The sequence below is a fragment of the Candidimonas humi genome (assembly GCF_019166065.1).
Classification (GTDB): domain Bacteria; phylum Pseudomonadota; class Gammaproteobacteria; order Burkholderiales; family Burkholderiaceae_B; genus Candidimonas; species Candidimonas humi.
The window spans coordinates 259,664-276,480 of record NZ_JAHTBN010000005.1; the positions used below are offsets into that span (position 1 = coordinate 259,664).

Consider the following 16,817-nt stretch of genomic DNA (forward strand, 5'->3'; position numbering starts at 1 on the left):
ATCGACGTGCATCGGGGATGGTGGTGCGAACGGAGAGACTCGAACTCTCACACCTCTCGGCGCCAGAACCTAAATCTGGTGCGTCTACCAATTCCGCCACGTTCGCAAAAAAAACCGAGCCTGAAAGTGTAGCTTCAATTCAGGGGGGGAGCAAGCAAGGTCGATACGACTGGCTTCGATCGATTCAAGGCCGGCGCCGGGTGAGAGCGGAAGGGGATGAGCGGCAGGGGAAGAGCGGCAGGGGAAGAGCGGCAGGGCAAAAGCGGAAGGGGGTGAGTGGCAGAGGACGAGCGGGTCGCGGGCCAGCCTTGGGGCGTGCGGATTGTTCTGCGGGGTGTGGCGAGAGTGCCGGGTCCGGGCGTCGGGTAGTGCACCCCGCGGCCGCGCACGGCGCATGGAGCTCATGCGCGAGGCGATGAGCAGATCCTGCCGCAAATATGTGCGAAGAGTGTCGATGCGTGGGTGGGGCGCGGTCTTGTTCCCGATATAACCCTATTCCCGGTATCTATTTAAATGAAGGCTTGCTTGCCCATGTTGACCGCAGTCATGCATTTTGAATTTCAAATCGGGTTTTGAAATGACCGGATTAATGCTGAAAAAAGGAATGTAATGCTGCGGCAGGAAATGGATCTTCCAGGCAAATGGATTCCCCGGGGATAGGGATTCCCGACCCGGGTATTAATAAATAATCGCCGTTCCCAGATTCGCGGCATTTTAAATATTCCCGGCAGATGGGATATTTGATCGTCATGCCGGATCAAAGCGGCCGCGAGGTTCGCCGCGGCAAAACGCGCCATTGATTGGCCTCGTCAAAAATCGTCAATTCCAGCCGAGGTGGGGCTTTGCTTATACAAGTACGCGCATAATGCGCGACGCCTGAGCACCGGCGTATCGATCCGTGTGTCGCAAATCGGGTTAGCCGTGCTGCGCCACATAGCGGTTTTACAGGGTGTATGACGTGTACGCGGGGCCGGAATTGTATTGTTGGTCCATAGAGAGTCATTGGGTTTGTGCCATGAAAAATCCAATGCTTGTACGACGTCCGGACGATCCCAAGTAATCCGCGATCTTCATTAATTCGAGGCATGGCATAAGCCGGATAGGCCCGCTAACCATGGCGAACCAAGGGTTTGTGTATTTATTGCCACGATATTGCGATATTGCCGATTTGGCACTTCGGGCAAACGGTTTTAGCCGAATTCCAAAAGTGATTTGAATCGCCCAAACCTAAAATTCAGTCCGTAATGAATCGGAGGCCGGATCGCAAATTTGCATCCTGATCGTCGAGCGCGATACGCAAGACCAGGCCGGCACCTCTAAATATCAGCGAATCGATTTCGCATCTTGAATACAGGAATCATCATGAAAGCAATCACTCGTAATCTGCTGGCCGCAATGAGCGCCGTAGCGGGTCTGTCGTTGTTTGCCGCACCCCTCACCGCCTCGGCCGCTAACACCGCCACCGGCACGCTCCAGGCCCAGATCGTGATTACCAGCGACTGTACGGTATCCGGCGGCAATTCGAAGCTCGATTTCTCGAGCCACAAATCCACCGAAACCGATGCCAGTGCCAACAATGGCGGATTCTCGGTTACGTGCACCAACCTGACGCCGTACACGATAGGCCTGCAATCCGCGTCGGCGGGTTCCACCACCAACGGGGCGGGTGTCATGTCGAGCACTGCCCCCGGCGTGTCGCAGACCATCGGCTACCAGCTCTATCAAGATTCCAGTTACTCGACAGCCTGGGGCAACAGCACGTCGGGCACTGCCAACGTCAAGTCCGCAACCGGCACCGGCGCTGCCCAGGCCTATGTGGTCTATGGCAAGACGACCTCGACGCTGAACGTGCCGGCCGCCACCTATTCCGATACGGTCAATATCAACGTCTATTACTGAAACTTATTAAAAGCGACTACACTCCGGGTTCGATCTGCTTGCTTTTGGGTGAACCTATGTGGATAGCGCGTTTCGGTGCCGCCCGGCGCATTGGGCTGGCTTGCTTGATGGTGTTGTTATGCGGGCTGCCGGGCCGTGGCGCCTTGGCAGCCGGCCTGCAGATTTCGCCGATCAGCTTGTCCATCCCCAGCGACAAGAAGGCCGATGAAATCTGGCTGCGCAATGTCAGCGAACAGCCCGTTCATGCCCAGGTCCGGGTCTATCGGTGGTCCCAGGCGGGAGGGCAGGATGTCCTTACCCCCGATGCCTACATGATAGCCAGTCCGCCCATGGTGCAGGTCGGGCCGGGGCAGCAGCAACTGGTACGCCTGGTGCGCGTGGGCCCCATGGCCGCGCCGGCCGCCGAAGAACGCAGCTACCGCCTGCTGGTCGACGAGCTTCCCATCAAGCCCCAGAACCAGCCCAAGGCTGGCCTGAATTTCGTTTTCCGCTATTCGATTCCGGTCTTCATTGCCGGAACCGCCTCGCCCAAGCCTGTGCTGCAATGGCAGGTGCAGGAATCCAGCGGGCATGCATGGCTGCTGGTGCGCAATTCGGGCACCATGCATGGCCAGTTGGCCGACGTTGCGTTTACCCCACCCCATGGCAAGACCGTGATGGCGCTCGGCGGTCTTGCCGGATATGTTTTGCCTGGCCAGTACCGGCGGCTCGAATTGCATTTGCCTCCGGGCGAGTTTGCCCAGGGCGGCACTTTTTCCAGCCTGACCAATGGCACCAAGGCCAGTGCGAGCGTTGCACCCATTACCAAGGCTCCTTAGCGGGGGCGCAGCCACCCTGTTGCTCATGGGCGGCGTATACCATATGCCAGCAGCCGCCCAGACTCCCCCCGCAGCAGACACCCAGGCCTCCGGCCCGCCGCCTGGCGGGGCTGCGGCGGACGCCGGTGCGATGGTGTTCCTGCTGGTTACCGTCAATGGCAACACCGACGCCGACCTGACGCAGTTCAGCGATCGCGGCGGCAGGCTGTATGTCAGCCCCGAGAATGCCGCGCAACTGGGCTTTCGCGCCGACTACCTGAAGAAAATACCGCCGGACACGCCGCTCGACGCCTACCCCGGCGTCAAGGCCAAGTACAACCCCAGCCTGCAAAGCCTCAGCATCACGGCGCCGTTTTCCATACTCAATGTAAGTACGGCGGTGGTCGGCGACAAGGGCGGGGCGCGCACCCAGGCCTCGGTCTCTCCGGGCCTGGTGCTGAACTACGACCTGTACTCGTCGTATACCAACAAGAATTCCCTGAGCCTGAGCGGCTTCGGACAGTTGCGGGCCTTCAACGACCTGGGCGTATTCAGCGATTCGTACCTGCTGTCGGGACAGCATGTGTCCGATACGCCCGGCTGGCAGCGCAGCACGGTGCGCATGGATACCACGCTGCAGCATTCCTGGCAGGACAAGGAAATCACGCTGACCATGGGCGATGCGCTGACCAACGGCCTGTCGTGGACCCGCCAGACACGCATCGGCGGCCTGCAGATCGCGCGCGATTTTTCGCTGCAGCCCTACCAGTCGACCACGCCGCTGCCGGCTTATTTCGGCTCGGCCGCGCTGCCCTCGGCGGTGCAGTTGTACGTCAACGGCATCCAGCAATACAACGGCACTGTGCCAGCCGGGCCTTTCCAGCTCAATGTCCTGCCCAGCGTCAACGGCGCCGGCCAGGCGCGCGTGGTGATGACCGACGCCCTGGGCCGCAGCACCACCGTCAGCTTCCCCTTTTATTCGGCCGTCAATCTGCTGCGCGCAGGGCTCACCGACTGGTCGTTCGAGACCGGCTACGTGCGCCAGAATTACGGCTACCAGTCCTTCGACTATGGCCACGACCCTATGGTGTCGGGCACCATCCGGCACGGCTTCACCAATTCCCTGACGCTCGAAAGCCACTTCGAGGCCAGCAAGGGTGTCGCCATGGGCGGCCTGGGCGGGGGGGCGACCGTGGGCTCACTGGGCACGGTATCGGGATCCTGGGCGCAAAGCCGTTCGCAGGGCCGGGGCGGTTCGCAGTATTCGCTCAGCTACCAGTTGCAGCACGGCCGCTACAGCTTGGGCGCCAACACCCAGCGCGCGCTGCGCAATTTCGCGGACGTGGCCACGCAGTACGGCAGTGCGCCCATATTGCGTACCGACAGTGCCTACGTGAGCGTGGACACCGGCATGCTGGGCAGCTTCGGCCTGAACTACGCTTATCTGCAACAAGCCGGCCAGCCGCGCTCGCGTTATGCGGGCGCCTCGTGGTCGCGTACCTTCGCTCACGGGGTCACGCTGGGCGTGGCCGCCAACCAGAATCTCGACAACCACGGCGACCGCACCATTTCGCTGAATCTGAGCATCAACTTCGACAAAGGCGTATCGGCCTACGGCTCGGCGGTGCACAGCAAGGATTCCACCACCTACACGGCCAGCGTCAACCGTTCGGCCCAGACCCCGGACGGCTGGAGCTGGGGCGTGCAGGCGCAGCAATCGGACCAGCAGGGTATGGGCGCCAGCGGCCAGGTCAGCCGCCACGCCCAGTACGCGGACATCGGCGCCGGTATCAACAGCCTGGGCTCCGACCAGACCGCCTATGCGACTGCCTCGGGTTCGATCGTGGCCATGGGCGGCGGCCTGTTCGCTTCGCGCCGCATCTACGACGGCTTTGCCGTGGTGTCCACCGACGGCGTGCCCGATGTGCCGGTCAAGGAAGAAAACCGGCCCGTGGGCAAGACCGACAGCCGCGGCTTGCTGCTGGTGCCCGGCCTGCAGTCCTACCAGAACAACAAGGTTTCCATCGATCCCACCAATCTGGCGGTGGACATGCGCATCAAGCGCGTCAATATGAATGTGGTGCCGCGCCAGGGGTCCGGGGTGAACGTCAAGTTCGTCATGGAAAGAGTGCATGCCGCCTCGCTGATACTGCACCAGCCCGATGGCAAGGACGTGCCCATGGGCGCCCAGGCGTTCCTCAACGGCAGCAAGGACGCCGGCGGCTGGGTGGGCTACGACGGGCGCCTGTACCTCGAAGGCCTGCAGCCCGACAACCGTTTGATCGTGAGCGGCGCCGGCGCGGATTGCAGCGTGCAGTTCCCATATCATGCCAAGGCCGACACCCTGCCGGAAATAGGACCTCTCACATGCAAGCCTTGAACACTCGCCGGGCGCGCTTGCAGGGCACAGGAAGCGAAACGCCATGAAAAGCCTGATTTTTTTCCTGCGCATCCTGCGCCCGGGCCTGCTGGCCCTGTTGCTGACGGCGATATGTACCGGATCGGCCATGGCGGGTTCAGTGAGCTGCTGGGGCAACAGCAGCACCATGGATTTCGGCACTATCAATCTGCTGGACGGCGGGGTAACCGACTCCTCCAGCGTCATAAGCTACGGCTGCAGTGCGGACCCCGGCACCAACATCCTGCTGTGCATGAGCCTGGGGGCGGACCCCGGCACGCAAAGCTACAACCCCCGCTACCTGGTTCTGGACAACAGCGGCGGCTCCAGCACCATGGCCTTCAATATGTATACGGACAGCGCCAGAACAGTGGTGTGGGGCGCCACGGGCGGCAGCTATGCCCCCGTGGCGATTACGATGACCATGCCCTCGGGGTCGTACTCCATGACGGGGACTGTCCCGATATACGGGCGTATCAAGTCTTCGGGGCAGGCGGGCCTGCCTGCGGGCTGGTACAGCACCAACACCCGGGGCAACTGGCCGCTGACGATTGCCTACAGGTCCTATAACGGCGCCGTGCCCAAATGCACCAATGGATCGCTGTCCACCGTCAACTCGGGCTTCTATATAGACGCCTCGGTAAACAGCGACTGCCGGCTGATCTCGTCCTCGAACATGGATTTCGGCACTGTGTTCCAGACTCTCACCCAGAACGTCGATACGACCGCCGCGATCGTGGTCACCTGCAATGGCGGCCAGAGCGGCAATGGCTATCACGTATTGCTGGGCGACGGCTTGAATCCGGTCTCTTCCGGCGGCCAGCGGCGCATGCAGGGGCCGAACGGATCGCTGCTCAATTACGAGTTATACAAAGATGCCGCGCGTACCACGCGCTGGGGCAATACCGATTATCTGGGGGTGGCGGGCACGGGCACCGGCCAGCCCCAGACCCTGGTGGTATACGGCCGGGTGCCGTCCCAGTCCGTTCCCGCGGCGGGCAAGTATACGGACACCGTGGTTATTACAGTGGATTATTAGCAGTCTCTGGTCGACGGCAGGCCGCCGGCCAGCCCTTTCGCCGCAATGCGGGCGGCCGGCGGCCCGGGCTGGCGATCGGCAATCCCGACGGGCGTCCAGGGCGGTGGGCCGTGAGCCATGAGGCGGCGGGCCATCAATACAGTAATCGGATAAATATCCGGCAGATTTTCGCGATACAGCCGTTCCGGCGATGCTATAGTCATTTCCGGGGCAAGCAAAAGTTGACGTGTAATTATGATCACTCGAACATTCTTGTCCGCCGTGTTGTGCCTGTCTCTGCCCGGCCTGTCGCAGGCGGCGGGCTTGTCGCGCAGCATGGGCGAATTCCAGGCCAGCATCACCATCGTCGCGGCATGCAGCGCGCAGCAGGCCATGTTCGGTTCACAGTCGCAGGGCAGCGGCCAGCAAGTGACGGTGATTTGCCAGCCGGGCATGACGCCATTTCTCACGCAGTCCATCGATCTCGGGGCCGGCTCCGGCGGTTCGGGCTCCAGTCCCTCGTCCGCCTCCCAGGGCGGTACATCCACGGGCGCTGCCAGTACGCCTGCCGCGGGGCCAGCCTTTGACCTGGTTTCCAAGAACGAAGTGCTGTCGCCGCCCCTGCCCAGCGCCTCCACCTTCGCCTCGAAGGTGATATACGTCATGTTCTAGCGTCTTGCCGATGCCTGGCGGGCGCTTTGTTCCCCAGGCATATGTCCTGGCACCATGGCGCCATGCCACCGCCCGGGCGCGGCCACGCCCAAGGCACTTGGCGCAGGGCCGCGCCAAATAAGCACTACATCCCGCCGCTAGCCGGCATCTGCCACCTCCGCGTGGTGGATGCATGATGCTCGCGCGCCTTGACTTTGACGTTTTGTGAACATATCATTTGAGTAGAAATTACTTTTGATGAAATGAATAGGGTGTTCCCTGCATCATGAACGATACCGTGGTCGACCCGCACTATGATTTGCGGATTCTGCGCGCCTTGCGCCGCATCACCCGCTCCATAGCGCTGCATTCCCGCCAGCTCGCCGCCTGCAGCCATATCACGGCGCCGCAGCTCATCTGCCTGCGCGCGGTAATAGGCCTGGGGCCGCTGACCGCCACGGCCATCAGCCGCGAAATCCATGCCAGCCCCAGTACCGTTGTCGGCATACTCGACCGCCTCGAAGACAAAGGCCTGGTGCGGCGCGAACGCAGCCGCGAAGATCGCCGCATCGTTTTCGTCACGGCTACTGACGCCGGCATCACCCTGGCCAAGGACACTCCGTCGCCGCTGCAAAAGAAGCTGGCCGACGCCCTCAAGGCGCTGCCCGAGCTGGAACAGGCCACCATTACCCTGTCGCTCGAGCGCATCGTGGATCTAATGGAGCCGCAAGGCGTGCTGCCGCCCGAAGCGCTGGACGAGCCCGGCTCGCCCATCCTGGATGTCGCAGTTGGCGGGGCTCCTCCCGAATCGGGTCTGGTGGTATGAGTCTAGAGGCGCGCGAACTCCATCCCCTCTCTTCCATTCCAGGGCGCCGCGCCGCGGCGCCCCAGGCCTACGGCCTGCGTCCCATCCGCCGGACCGACGGCCGGGCCATACACGGCCTGATCGCCGAATGCCCGCCGCTGGATCTCAATTCCCTATATGCCTATTTGCTGCTGAGCGAGCATCACGCCGACACTTGCGTGCTGGCCGAGGACGGCTCCGGGCAAATAGCGGGCTTCGTGTCGGCCTACGTGCCGCCGCGGCACCCCGAAGTGCTTTTCGTCTGGCAAGTAGCCGTACATCCGCGCGCGCGCGGATGTGGCCTGGCCCGGCAGATGTTGTGGCACCTGCTCGAGCGCCCCGCCTCGAGCGCCATCCGATATATCGAGACCACTGTCGGTCCCGATAATGCCGCGTCGCGCGGCGTGTTCGCCGGCCTTGCCCGGCAACTGCATGCCACCTGTTCCGACAGCGCCTTGTTCGGGCCCGAGCTTTTCGGGCCAGGCGGGCACGAAGAGGAAAGGTTGTTGCGCATCGGGCCTTTCCAGCCCCCGGTATCGCGGCCGCGCTGAGCGCCGGCCGTCCGGTTCGCCCACCCCCCGAGGCATGGCGCCTCTTGCGGTGTGGTCGGGCCACTAGCCCCTTTACGGGTATTTCAGCTAAGAGGCTTGCGCGAGCAGCCGCCACGGCAGCTCATTCTCCGCAGCAAGGCCTCGAAACTAAGGGAGAACACCATGGACTTGAAAATATTTGACCGGATGGAGTCGGAGGTACGCGGCTACGTCCGGTCTTTCCCGGTCGTTTTTGATCAGGCCCGGGGGTCTTTGCTGTTCGATGAAACGGGCAGGCAATACATCGATTTCTTCAGCGGCGCCGGCACCCTGAACTACGGACACAACAATCCGGTGCTCAAGCGCAGGCTGCTCGATTACCTGGGCACCGACGGCGTGGTGCATGGCCTGGACATGGCCACCAGCGCCAAGAAATATTTCCTCGAGACCTTCGAGCGCGTGCTGCTCAAGCCGCGCGGCTGGCAATATACGCTGCAGTTCACCGGCCCGACCGGCACCAACGCCGTCGAGGCGGCGCTGAAACTGGCGCGCCAGGTCAAGGGACGGCAGAACGTGATTTCCTTCACCCATGGTTTCCATGGGGTCAGCGCCGGATCGCTGGCGGCCACGGCGAACGCCAAGTTCCGCCGCGCCGCGGGCATGGCCCTGGGCAATACCACTTTCGTGCCCTATGACGGGTACATGGGGCCGGACGTCGATACGGCGGCCTATCTCGAGCGCCTGCTGGACGACCCCAGCAGCGGGCTGGATCACCCGGCAGCAGTGATCGTGGAAACCGTGCAGGGCGAGGGCGGCGTGAACGTCGCCACTTGGCGCTGGCTGCGGCAGATCGAAACCCTGTGCCGGCGCCACGACATGCTGTTGATCGTCGACGACATCCAGGTGGGCTGCGGGCGCACCGGCAGTTTCTTCAGCTTCGAGCAGGCCGGCATCCAGCCGGATATCGTGACGTTGTCCAAGTCCCTGTCGGGCTTCGGCCTGCCCATGTCGCTGGTGCTGTTCAAGCCCGAGCTCGACATCTGGAAGCCGGGCGCGCACAGCGGCACCTTCCGCGGCAACAACCTGGCATTCGTCACCGCCGCCCAGGCGCTGGACAGCTACTGGACGAACGATGCCTTCGCCACCGAGACGCGGCGCAAGGAAGAGCTGGTACGCAATTGGCTCGAGAACCTGGCCTGCAGCTATCCGGGGGCCGGCCTGAGCGTACGCGGCCGCGGCCTGATACAGGGCCTGGTCACGCCGGCCGAAGGCGGCCTGGCCAATCGCATTGCGGCCAAGGCCTTCGAATACGGCGTGGTGATCGAGACTTCGGGCGCGCACGACGAGGTGCTCAAGGTGCTGCCGGCGCTGACCATCGAAGACCAGTTGCTGGAACGCGGCCTCGAAGTCCTGGAGCGCAGCACCGCGGAAATCCTGGGCAGCCAGGGCAACGGCAAGATACTCAAATTCGGAGGACAGCGGCGATGATAGTCAAGAATGTGAAAGATGTGATCGGCACGGATCTCGAGGTCAAGACGGACACGTGGCTGAGCCGGCGGGTGCTGCTCAAGAAGGACGGCATGGGCTTCTCGTTCCACGAGACCGTGATCTTTCCGGGCAGCGAGACCCACATCCACTACCAGAACCACCTCGAGGCGGTCTGGTGCATAGAGGGCGACGGCGAGGTCGAGACCATTGCCGACGGCAAGAAATATGCGCTCGGCCCCGGCGTGGTCTACGCCCTGGACCAGCACGACGATCACTGGCTGCGCGGCGGCAAGGAGCCGCTGCGCGTGATTTGCGTTTTCAACCCGCCGCTCACGGGGCTGGAGGTGCATGACGAAGAGGGAGTGTATCCCGCCATGTCCGACGCGGCTTAGGCAGCGGGAGACTCCTGATGGTGACTACTATGAGTGATTTATACGATTCGCGCACGGATCGCGGCACCGCGATCATCGCGCGCCAGGATCCGGTGGTCTACGCCGGCGGCGCCTATGCCCAGGCGCTGTCGGCGCAGCAACTGGCGTCCTACGAAAGCGACGGGTTCTTGCTGATCGAGGACCTGTTCTCGGCGGCCGAGGTGCAGGCGCTGCTGGACGAGATCCAGCGCATGGGCAAGGACCCCGCCATACTCGGCGGGGAAGAAGTCATTACCGAGCCCGGCAGCGACGCGTTGCGCTCGGTGTTCCGGGTGCACGAGCTGAGCCCGCTGCTGAACAAGCTGGCGCGCGACCCGCGCCTGATCCACGTGGCGCGCCAGATACTGGGTTCCGAAGTCTATATCCACCAGTCGCGGGCCAATATGAAGCCGGGCTTCAAGGGCAAGGAATTCTATTGGCATTCCGATTTCGAGACCTGGCACGTCGAGGACGGCATGCCGTCCATGCGGGCGCTGAGCTGCTCGCTGCTGCTGACCGAGAACAATGCCTGCAACGGGCCGCTGATGCTGGTGCCGGGCTCGCAGCGGCACTTCATTTCCTGCCAGGGCAAGACTCCGGAAAACAATTACCGCAGTTCGCTCAAGAAGCAGGAATATGGCGTGCCCGACCCGGTCAGCCTGCAATTGCTGGCCGAGCAGGGCGGCATCCGCGCCATGACCGGCGGCGCGGGTTCGGTGGTGTTCTTCGACTGCAATACCATGCATGGCTCCAACGGCAATATCTCGCCGTGGCCGCGGGCCAATGTATTCATGGTCTACAACAGCGTGGAAAACCGCCTGAGCCCGCCCAAGTACGGCCTGGCGCCGCGCCCCGAGCACATCGCGGCGCGACGCGGCAATGCGGCGCTCGTGCCGCTGGACGCGCCTGCAACGGTGCACGCCGGCGACTGAACGCGGCGCGGGCTCCGGCCTTGTGCCGGCTGGCGCCTGTGATGCAGGGCCCGATCTTCGAGGATCGGGCCCTTTTTTCTCGGGACGGCGGAAAGAGTCTGCCGCCTGCGCGTGCAGCGCTTGCAGGCCGGCTGCGTGTTCAGGCGGGCGCGGTCGCGTCCAGGAAGCCCCTGAGGAATTCGCGCGTGCGTTCCTGCCGGGGCTCGGAGAAGATCTGCTCGGGCGGGCCTTGCTCGACGATATTGCCCTGGTCGAAGAAACACACGCGGTCCGAGATCTGCTTGGCGAACTGCATTTCGTGTGTCACCAGCAGCATGGTCAGGTCGTGTTCTTCGGAAAGGCGCTGGATCACGTTCAATACCTCGCCCACCAGCTCGGGATCGAGCGCCGAGGTGGGCTCGTCGAACAGCATGATGTTGGGGTGCATGGCCAGCGCGCGGGCGATGGCCACGCGCTGCTGCTGGCCGCCCGACAACTGGCTGGGAAACTTGTCGGCCTGGTCGGCCAGGCCCACCAGTTCCAGGTATTCGTGGGCGCGTTCGCGCGCCTGCTTGCGCGACAGCCCCAGCACATGCACCGGCGCCTCGGTGATATTGCGGCGCACGGTCATGTGCGGAAACAGGTTGAACTGCTGGAACACCATGCCCATTTCCTTGCGCATTTCGCGCAGGTGCGCCTCGTCGGCGGGCACCAGCTTGTCGTTGCGGTACTGATGCCACAGGGGCTTGCCGGCGACATGGATCAGGCCGCTGTCTATGCTTTCCAGTGTCATGAGTATGCGCAGCACCGTCGACTTGCCCGAGCCCGAGGGGCCGATGATGGTGACCTTCTCGCCCTTGTGGACCTCGAAGTCCAGGCCGTCGAGCACCGTCGCGTCGCCGAAGCGCTTGACGACTTTCTCGAAGCGGATGATGGCATTGGTATCGTCGTTCATCGTAGCGGTAATCCTCGTTTGGGCAGGCGGGTGTCGAGGTAGCGCACGCCGGCCGATGCCAGGATGGTCAGGACCAGGTACAGGCCGCCCACCATGGACAAGGGAATCAGGTAATTGAAGGTCCGGTCGCCGATGATCTTGGCGACATTGAGCACCTCGAGCACCGACACCACGGACAGCACCGGCACGTCCTTCATGATGGAGACGAGGTAATTGCCCAGCGCCGGAATGATGCGTGGCACGGCTTGCGGCAGCACGATCACGCAGAATATCCGCATGGGCGACAGGTCCAGCGCGCGTGCGGCCTCGATCTGGCCGCGCAGCACCGATTCCAGCCCCGCCCGGTACACCTCGGCGGTATAGGCGCTGTACTGCACGCCCAGCGCCAGCGCGCCGGTCAGGAAGGCCGGCAGCACCAGGCCGTAGTCGGGCAGCACGTAGTACAGGAAGAACAGTTGCACCAGCAGCGGCGTGTCGCGGATGAATTCGGCCAGCACGCGTGCCGGCCAGGACACTACGCGCAGCCGGCTCGATTTCAGCGCCGCCAGCGCCAGCCCCAGGGCCAGCGCGATGGCAAAGCCCACGATGCTGGCCTCGATGGTCACCAGCAGGCCGCGCAGCAGGATGGGCAGTATCGACGCGGCAAACGCCGCGTTGCTGCTGGTGTCCCAGTGGATGCCGAACAGCATTTCAGCCCCGCCCGTATGAATCCGGACATGGGGCGGTCGCTGCCGGCCGTGCCATGCCTGGCGTACCGGGGCGGCATGCGCGCCGCGTGCGGTGCGGCAGGCGTAGTGGGCGTGAGGCGTGTTCCATTCTCAATTCCTTGCGACGGCGCGCCAGCGTCCGACCGAGTGTTCCAGCGTCTTCATGACCGCCATGAGCACCAGCGCCATGCCGAAGTACATGAACAGCAGCAGCGTGTAGATAGTGGTGCTGTCCTGGGTGAAGTTGCGGATCTGCTCGGCGCGGAAGGCCAGGTCGCCGAGGCTGATGAGCGACACCAGGGCGGTGTCCTTCAGATTCTGCACCGCCAGGTTGCAGAAGCTCGGCATCATCTCGGGGATGGCCTGGGGCAGGGCGATGCGCCACATGATCTGCCGCGGCGTGAAGTCCAGCGCCTTGGCCGCTTCGTATTGCGAGCGCGGCACGGCCTGGATCGCGCCGCGCACGACTTCCGCCCCGTAGGCGCCGATGTTCAGCCCCAGGGCCAGCACGCCGGCCACGACCGGCGGCATGCGCAGGTCCACGCCGGCCATCTGGCCGAACACCGGCAGGGCGAAGTACAGCCAGAACAACTGCACCAGCAGCGAGGTCCCGCGAAACAGCTCGATGATCGCGATGCTGGGCAGGCGCAGCAGCCGGCCGCGGGCCAACCTGCCCATGCCCAGCGCAAACGAAACCACCGCGCCCAATAGCGTGGACATGACGGTGAGCTGCACGGTGACCCAGGCGCCTTGCAGCAAAGGGGTGCTATAGCTCAGCCAATGCATGATGGTTCACCGCCTGTTTCGCAGCGTTGCGCCGATCGGGCTGCGGACAAGGAATGGCGCCGGCCCGGGTTTTTGCAGCCAGTGCCGCGGCGGCCGGACGGCCCGGCCGCGAGGCTGGGGCCGGGACAGGCTCCGGCAGCGCGCGGGCGCTGTCCCGCAAGCCGTGTCAGCCCTTGCAAAGCTGCGCCGTGGTCTTGGCGAACGACTGCTTGTCGTCGTTGGCCGTGAAGCCGTAGCGGCTCATGATCTTGCCCCAGGCTGGAGTCTTCTTGAACTTCGCGAGCTGGGCGTTGACCGCGTCGCGCAAGTCGCCGGAATTCTGCGCGAAGGCGAAGCCGCCCCAACTGCGGGCCGGCGTGCCCTTGATGACCGGATCGGTGAACGGCTTGGCGGCTTGCACCTTCTTGCTCTTGCCGGCAAGCTGGACCACGGTCAGGCCGGTGGCGGCGTAGGCGTCGGCGCGGCCGGTGGACACCGTGGATATGGCGTCGGCATTATTGGAAATCGTGACGATGCGCGCGTCGGGGATGCCGAGCGCCTGCATCATTTCGAGCTGATCCGCGCCAGCCATGATGGCCACCTTGCCATTGCCCTTGGCGAAGGCTTCATAGGAATGCAGCTTCTTGGGATTGCCCTTGGGCACCAGCAAGCCTTCGCCGTAGGAACTGTTGGGCTCGGAGAACAGCACCTGCTGGCAGCGCTGCGGCAGGATGGCCATCTCGGCGGCCACCATGTCGTAGCGGCCGGCCTTCAGGCCGGGAATCAGCGAGCCGAAGCTGGCCGTCACCCAGTCGATTTTCTTGACCCCGAGCTGTTTCATGACTTGTGCGGCGACGTCCGGGCCGGCGCCGCGGGCATGGCCGTTCATGTCGATGTAGCCATAGGGGATTTCATTGGCCACGGCGATGCGCACGTGGCCGCTATGCCGGATCTGCGCCAAGGTCGCGGCGTGCGCCGCGCCGCCGGCGGCCAGCGCCGCGGCCGCCACGGCGGCGGCCAGCATGGACTGAGGAATTCTCGGACGGAATGTCTGTTTCATGGCCATATCCTTGGGGGACGGCCGGGCACGACCTTTGCGCGGAGTCGCTACGCAAGAGGCGGTACGCCGCAATGCCGTACTGAAGTGAATGATATATGGTCAAATATTACCTCATAAAATTATTTCTACTCAAATGAATTGATATCGAAATAATGCCGGAACGCAGCGGGCAGGCTCCCTTGCGGTTGGGCCCATTCATCGGCAATCGGGCAAGCGGGGCGCGGATGTCGGCGATCTGGCGCAGGGCGGAGGCGGGCTCGATCCGGGGATTTGCAGTTTCCGGTAAAATACCCTGTTCATTTGTTTGTCCACACCACATCACAATCATTACTTGGATAGGTCTCTAATGCAGCCTGAGGTTGAAATTCTGTCCGGCCTGGAGCGCCGCGTCGATCTGTTGGTTTCCATCGCCGATGTCGAAAAACAAGTCCAGGCGCAACTCAAGCGCGTTGCGCGCAGTGCCAAGGTGCAAGGTTTCCGGCCCGGCAAGGCGCCGCTGTCGCTGATCGAACGCAGCCATGGCCCCGGCATCCGCTACGACGTGATCAACAGCGAAGTCGGCCGCAGCCTCGACAAGGTCGTGGAAGAGGCCAAGCTGCGCGTGGCCGGCGTGCCCAATCTGGAACCCAAGACCGAAGGCGTGCCCGAAGGCACGATGGCGTTCTCGGCCACCTTCGAGGTCTACCCCGAAGTCAGCGTGCCCGACCTCGCCGCCCTGCAGGTCAAGCGCGCCCACACCGACGTGGGCGATGCCCAGGTGCAGCACACTGTCGACATCCTGCGCAAGCAGCGCGCCAACTACGAGGCGCGCGAAGGCCGCGCGGCGCAGGACGACGACCGCGTGACCCTCGACTTCGTCGGCACCATCGACGGCACGCCCTTCGAAGGTGGTTCCGCCGAGAAATTCCCCTTCGTCCTGGGCCAGGGCCGCATGCTGCCCGAGTTCGAGACCGCAGTGCGCGGCATGAAGGCCGGCGAGAAAAAGACTTTCCCCCTGGCCTTCCCGGAAGACTACGCAGGCAAGGAAGTGGCCGGCAAGACCGCCGAATTCACCGTCACGGTCACCGAAGTCGCCGAACCCGTGCTGCCCGAAGTCGACGCGGAATTCGCCAAGTCGCTGGGGCAGGCCGAGGGCGACGTCGACAAGCTGCTGGCCGATGTGCGCAGCAACATCGAGCGCGAGGTCAAGTCGCGCACCCAGGCTCGCACCAAGGGCAGCGTCATGGACGCCCTGGCGGCCGCCTGCACCTTCGACGTTCCCAAGGCGCTGGTCGACAACGACATCGAAAGCCGCATCGCGGCGGCGCGCGAAGAACTCAAGCAGCGCGGCGTGCCCAATGCCGAGTCGGTGCCGATTCCTCCCGACACTTTCAAGGCCGATTCCGAGCGCCGCGTGCGCCTGGGGCTGCTGGTTTCCGAACTGGTCAAGAGCGCCGACCTGCAGGCCAAGCCCGAACAAGTGCGCGCCCGCATCGAAGAGTTCGCCCAGAACTACGAGCAGCCCGCGCAGGTCGTGGCATACTATCTGTCGGATCGCCAGCGCCGCGCCGAGATCGAGGCCCTGGTGCTCGAGGACAACGTGGTGCAACACGTCCTGTCCAAGGCCCAGGCCGCTGACGAAGCCGTACCCTTCGACGAACTCATGGGGACTGCATAAATGATGCAGCGTTTCACCGATTTTTACGCGGCAATGCACGGCGACGCTTCCGTCGTGCCTACGGGCCTGGGCTATGTGCCCATCGTGATCGAGCAGTCCGGGCGCGGCGAGCGCTCGTACGACATCTATTCCCGGCTGCTGCGTGAAAGAGTGGTGTTCTTCGTCGGGCCGGTCAACGACAATTCGGCCAACCTGGTGGTGGCGCAACTGCTGTTCCTGGAGTCGGAAAACCCCGACAAGGACATCTCGCTGTACATCAATTCGCCGGGCGGCTCGGTTTATTCCGGCCTGGCGGTGTACGACACCATGCAGTTCGTCAAGCCCGACGTCTCCACGCTGTGCACCGGCATCGCCGCCAGCATGGGGGCGTTCCTGCTGGCCGCGGGCGCCAAGGGCAAGCGCTACTCGCTGCCGAATTCGCGTATCATGATCCACCAGCCCTCGGGCGGCGCCCAAGGGCCGGCTTCCGACATCCAGATCCAGGCGCGCGAGATCATCAGCCTGCGCGCACGCCTCAATGGCATCCTGGCCAAGCATACCGGCCAGCCCATCGAACGCATCGAAGTGGACACCGACCGCGATAATTTCATGTCGGCCGAAGATGCGGTATCGTATGGTCTGGTGGACAAGGTCATGGTCTCCCGCGCCGACGTGGCGTGACGATCGGCAGGCCGGCCTTGTTGTTTGCGCGGGCCTGCGCCCGCGCGGCCCATATAGATTGAGCTAA

Annotated in this window: 16 protein-coding genes and 1 tRNA gene; 12 read left to right on the forward strand and 5 right to left on the reverse strand. The window is 63.6% G+C overall.

Annotated features, from left to right (window positions below; translation table 11 throughout):
* Positions 1–21 precede the first annotated feature (21 nt).
* Positions 22–106, reverse strand: a tRNA-Leu gene (locus KVP10_RS13975).
* A 1,256-nt stretch (positions 107–1,362) separates the two neighbouring features.
* Between KVP10_RS13975 and KVP10_RS13980 the strand changes: the two genes are divergently transcribed.
* From KVP10_RS13980 to thpD, 10 genes are all read left to right on the forward strand, one after another.
* Positions 1,363–1,899 (forward strand): Csu type fimbrial protein, encoded by a 537-nt coding sequence (locus KVP10_RS13980; RefSeq protein ID WP_217965209.1) that lies wholly within the window; start codon positions 1,363–1,365, stop codon positions 1,897–1,899.
* Between the two features lie 107 nt (positions 1,900–2,006).
* Entirely contained in the window at positions 2,007–2,717 is a 711-nt protein-coding gene (locus tag KVP10_RS13985) for a fimbrial biogenesis chaperone (protein ID WP_217965210.1), read from the forward strand.
* 43 nt (positions 2,718–2,760) lie between these two features.
* The gene (locus tag KVP10_RS13990) at positions 2,761–5,076 is read left to right on the forward strand and encodes a fimbria/pilus outer membrane usher protein (RefSeq protein ID WP_217965211.1); all 2,316 of its coding nucleotides are present in this window, start codon (positions 2,761–2,763) and stop codon (positions 5,074–5,076) included.
* 43 nt (positions 5,077–5,119) lie between these two features.
* Positions 5,120–6,133: a Csu type fimbrial protein gene (locus tag KVP10_RS13995; protein WP_217965212.1), complete on the forward strand. Its 1,014-nt coding sequence runs from the start codon at positions 5,120–5,122 to the stop codon at positions 6,131–6,133.
* Positions 6,134–6,367: 234 nt separating this feature from the next.
* Complete coding sequence (locus KVP10_RS14000; protein ID WP_217965213.1) at positions 6,368–6,784, forward strand: hypothetical protein; 417 nt, start codon at positions 6,368–6,370, stop codon at positions 6,782–6,784.
* Between the two features lie 265 nt (positions 6,785–7,049).
* Positions 7,050–7,589 (forward strand): MarR family winged helix-turn-helix transcriptional regulator, encoded by a 540-nt coding sequence (locus KVP10_RS14005; RefSeq protein ID WP_217965214.1) that lies wholly within the window; start codon positions 7,050–7,052, stop codon positions 7,587–7,589.
* Complete coding sequence (gene ectA, locus KVP10_RS14010; RefSeq protein ID WP_217965215.1) at positions 7,586–8,158, forward strand: diaminobutyrate acetyltransferase; 573 nt, start codon at positions 7,586–7,588, stop codon at positions 8,156–8,158. The genes KVP10_RS14005 and ectA overlap by 4 nt, the downstream gene beginning before the upstream one ends.
* Before the next feature lie 162 nt (positions 8,159–8,320).
* Entirely contained in the window at positions 8,321–9,625 is a 1,305-nt protein-coding gene (gene ectB / locus KVP10_RS14015) for a diaminobutyrate--2-oxoglutarate transaminase (RefSeq protein ID WP_217965216.1), read from the forward strand.
* On the forward strand, positions 9,622–10,017 hold the full coding sequence (locus tag KVP10_RS14020) for an ectoine synthase (RefSeq protein WP_217965217.1): 396 nt from the start codon (positions 9,622–9,624) through the stop codon (positions 10,015–10,017). The genes ectB and KVP10_RS14020 overlap by 4 nt, the downstream gene beginning before the upstream one ends.
* Positions 10,018–10,034: 17 nt before the next feature.
* On the forward strand, positions 10,035–10,967 hold the full coding sequence (gene thpD / locus KVP10_RS14025) for an ectoine hydroxylase (RefSeq protein ID WP_217965218.1): 933 nt from the start codon (positions 10,035–10,037) through the stop codon (positions 10,965–10,967).
* Positions 10,968–11,106: 139 nt separating this feature from the next.
* Here thpD and ehuA read toward each other — a convergent pair whose 3' ends face one another.
* The 4 genes from ehuA to ehuB all read right to left on the reverse strand — a co-directional run bounded on the left by ehuA (position 11,107) and on the right by ehuB (position 14,433).
* Positions 11,107–11,901 carry an ectoine/hydroxyectoine ABC transporter ATP-binding protein EhuA gene (ehuA, locus tag KVP10_RS14030; protein WP_246600663.1) on the reverse strand — a complete coding sequence of 265 codons (795 nt, stop codon included), beginning with the start codon at positions 11,899–11,901 and terminating at the stop codon, positions 11,107–11,109.
* Positions 11,898–12,590: an ectoine/hydroxyectoine ABC transporter permease subunit EhuD gene (gene ehuD / locus KVP10_RS14035; RefSeq protein WP_217965219.1), complete on the reverse strand. Its 693-nt coding sequence runs from the start codon at positions 12,588–12,590 to the stop codon at positions 11,898–11,900. The genes ehuA and ehuD overlap by 4 nt, the downstream gene beginning before the upstream one ends.
* Before the next feature lie 129 nt (positions 12,591–12,719).
* Positions 12,720–13,394: an ectoine/hydroxyectoine ABC transporter permease subunit EhuC gene (gene ehuC, locus KVP10_RS14040; protein ID WP_217965220.1), complete on the reverse strand. Its 675-nt coding sequence runs from the start codon at positions 13,392–13,394 to the stop codon at positions 12,720–12,722.
* A 166-nt stretch (positions 13,395–13,560) separates the two neighbouring features.
* A complete protein-coding gene (ehuB, locus tag KVP10_RS14045; RefSeq protein WP_217965221.1) occupies positions 13,561–14,433 on the reverse strand; it encodes an ectoine/hydroxyectoine ABC transporter substrate-binding protein EhuB in 873 nt (290 codons plus the stop codon).
* 346 nt (positions 14,434–14,779) lie between these two features.
* Between ehuB and tig the strand changes: the two genes are divergently transcribed.
* Both tig and clpP read left to right on the forward strand, forming a co-directional pair.
* On the forward strand, positions 14,780–16,090 hold the full coding sequence (gene tig, locus KVP10_RS14050; protein WP_217965222.1) for a trigger factor: 1,311 nt from the start codon (positions 14,780–14,782) through the stop codon (positions 16,088–16,090).
* Between the two features lie 3 nt (positions 16,091–16,093).
* The gene (gene clpP, locus KVP10_RS14055) at positions 16,094–16,750 is read left to right on the forward strand and encodes an ATP-dependent Clp endopeptidase proteolytic subunit ClpP (RefSeq protein ID WP_217965268.1); all 657 of its coding nucleotides are present in this window, start codon (positions 16,094–16,096) and stop codon (positions 16,748–16,750) included.
* The last annotated feature ends 67 nt before the right edge of the window (positions 16,751–16,817 follow it).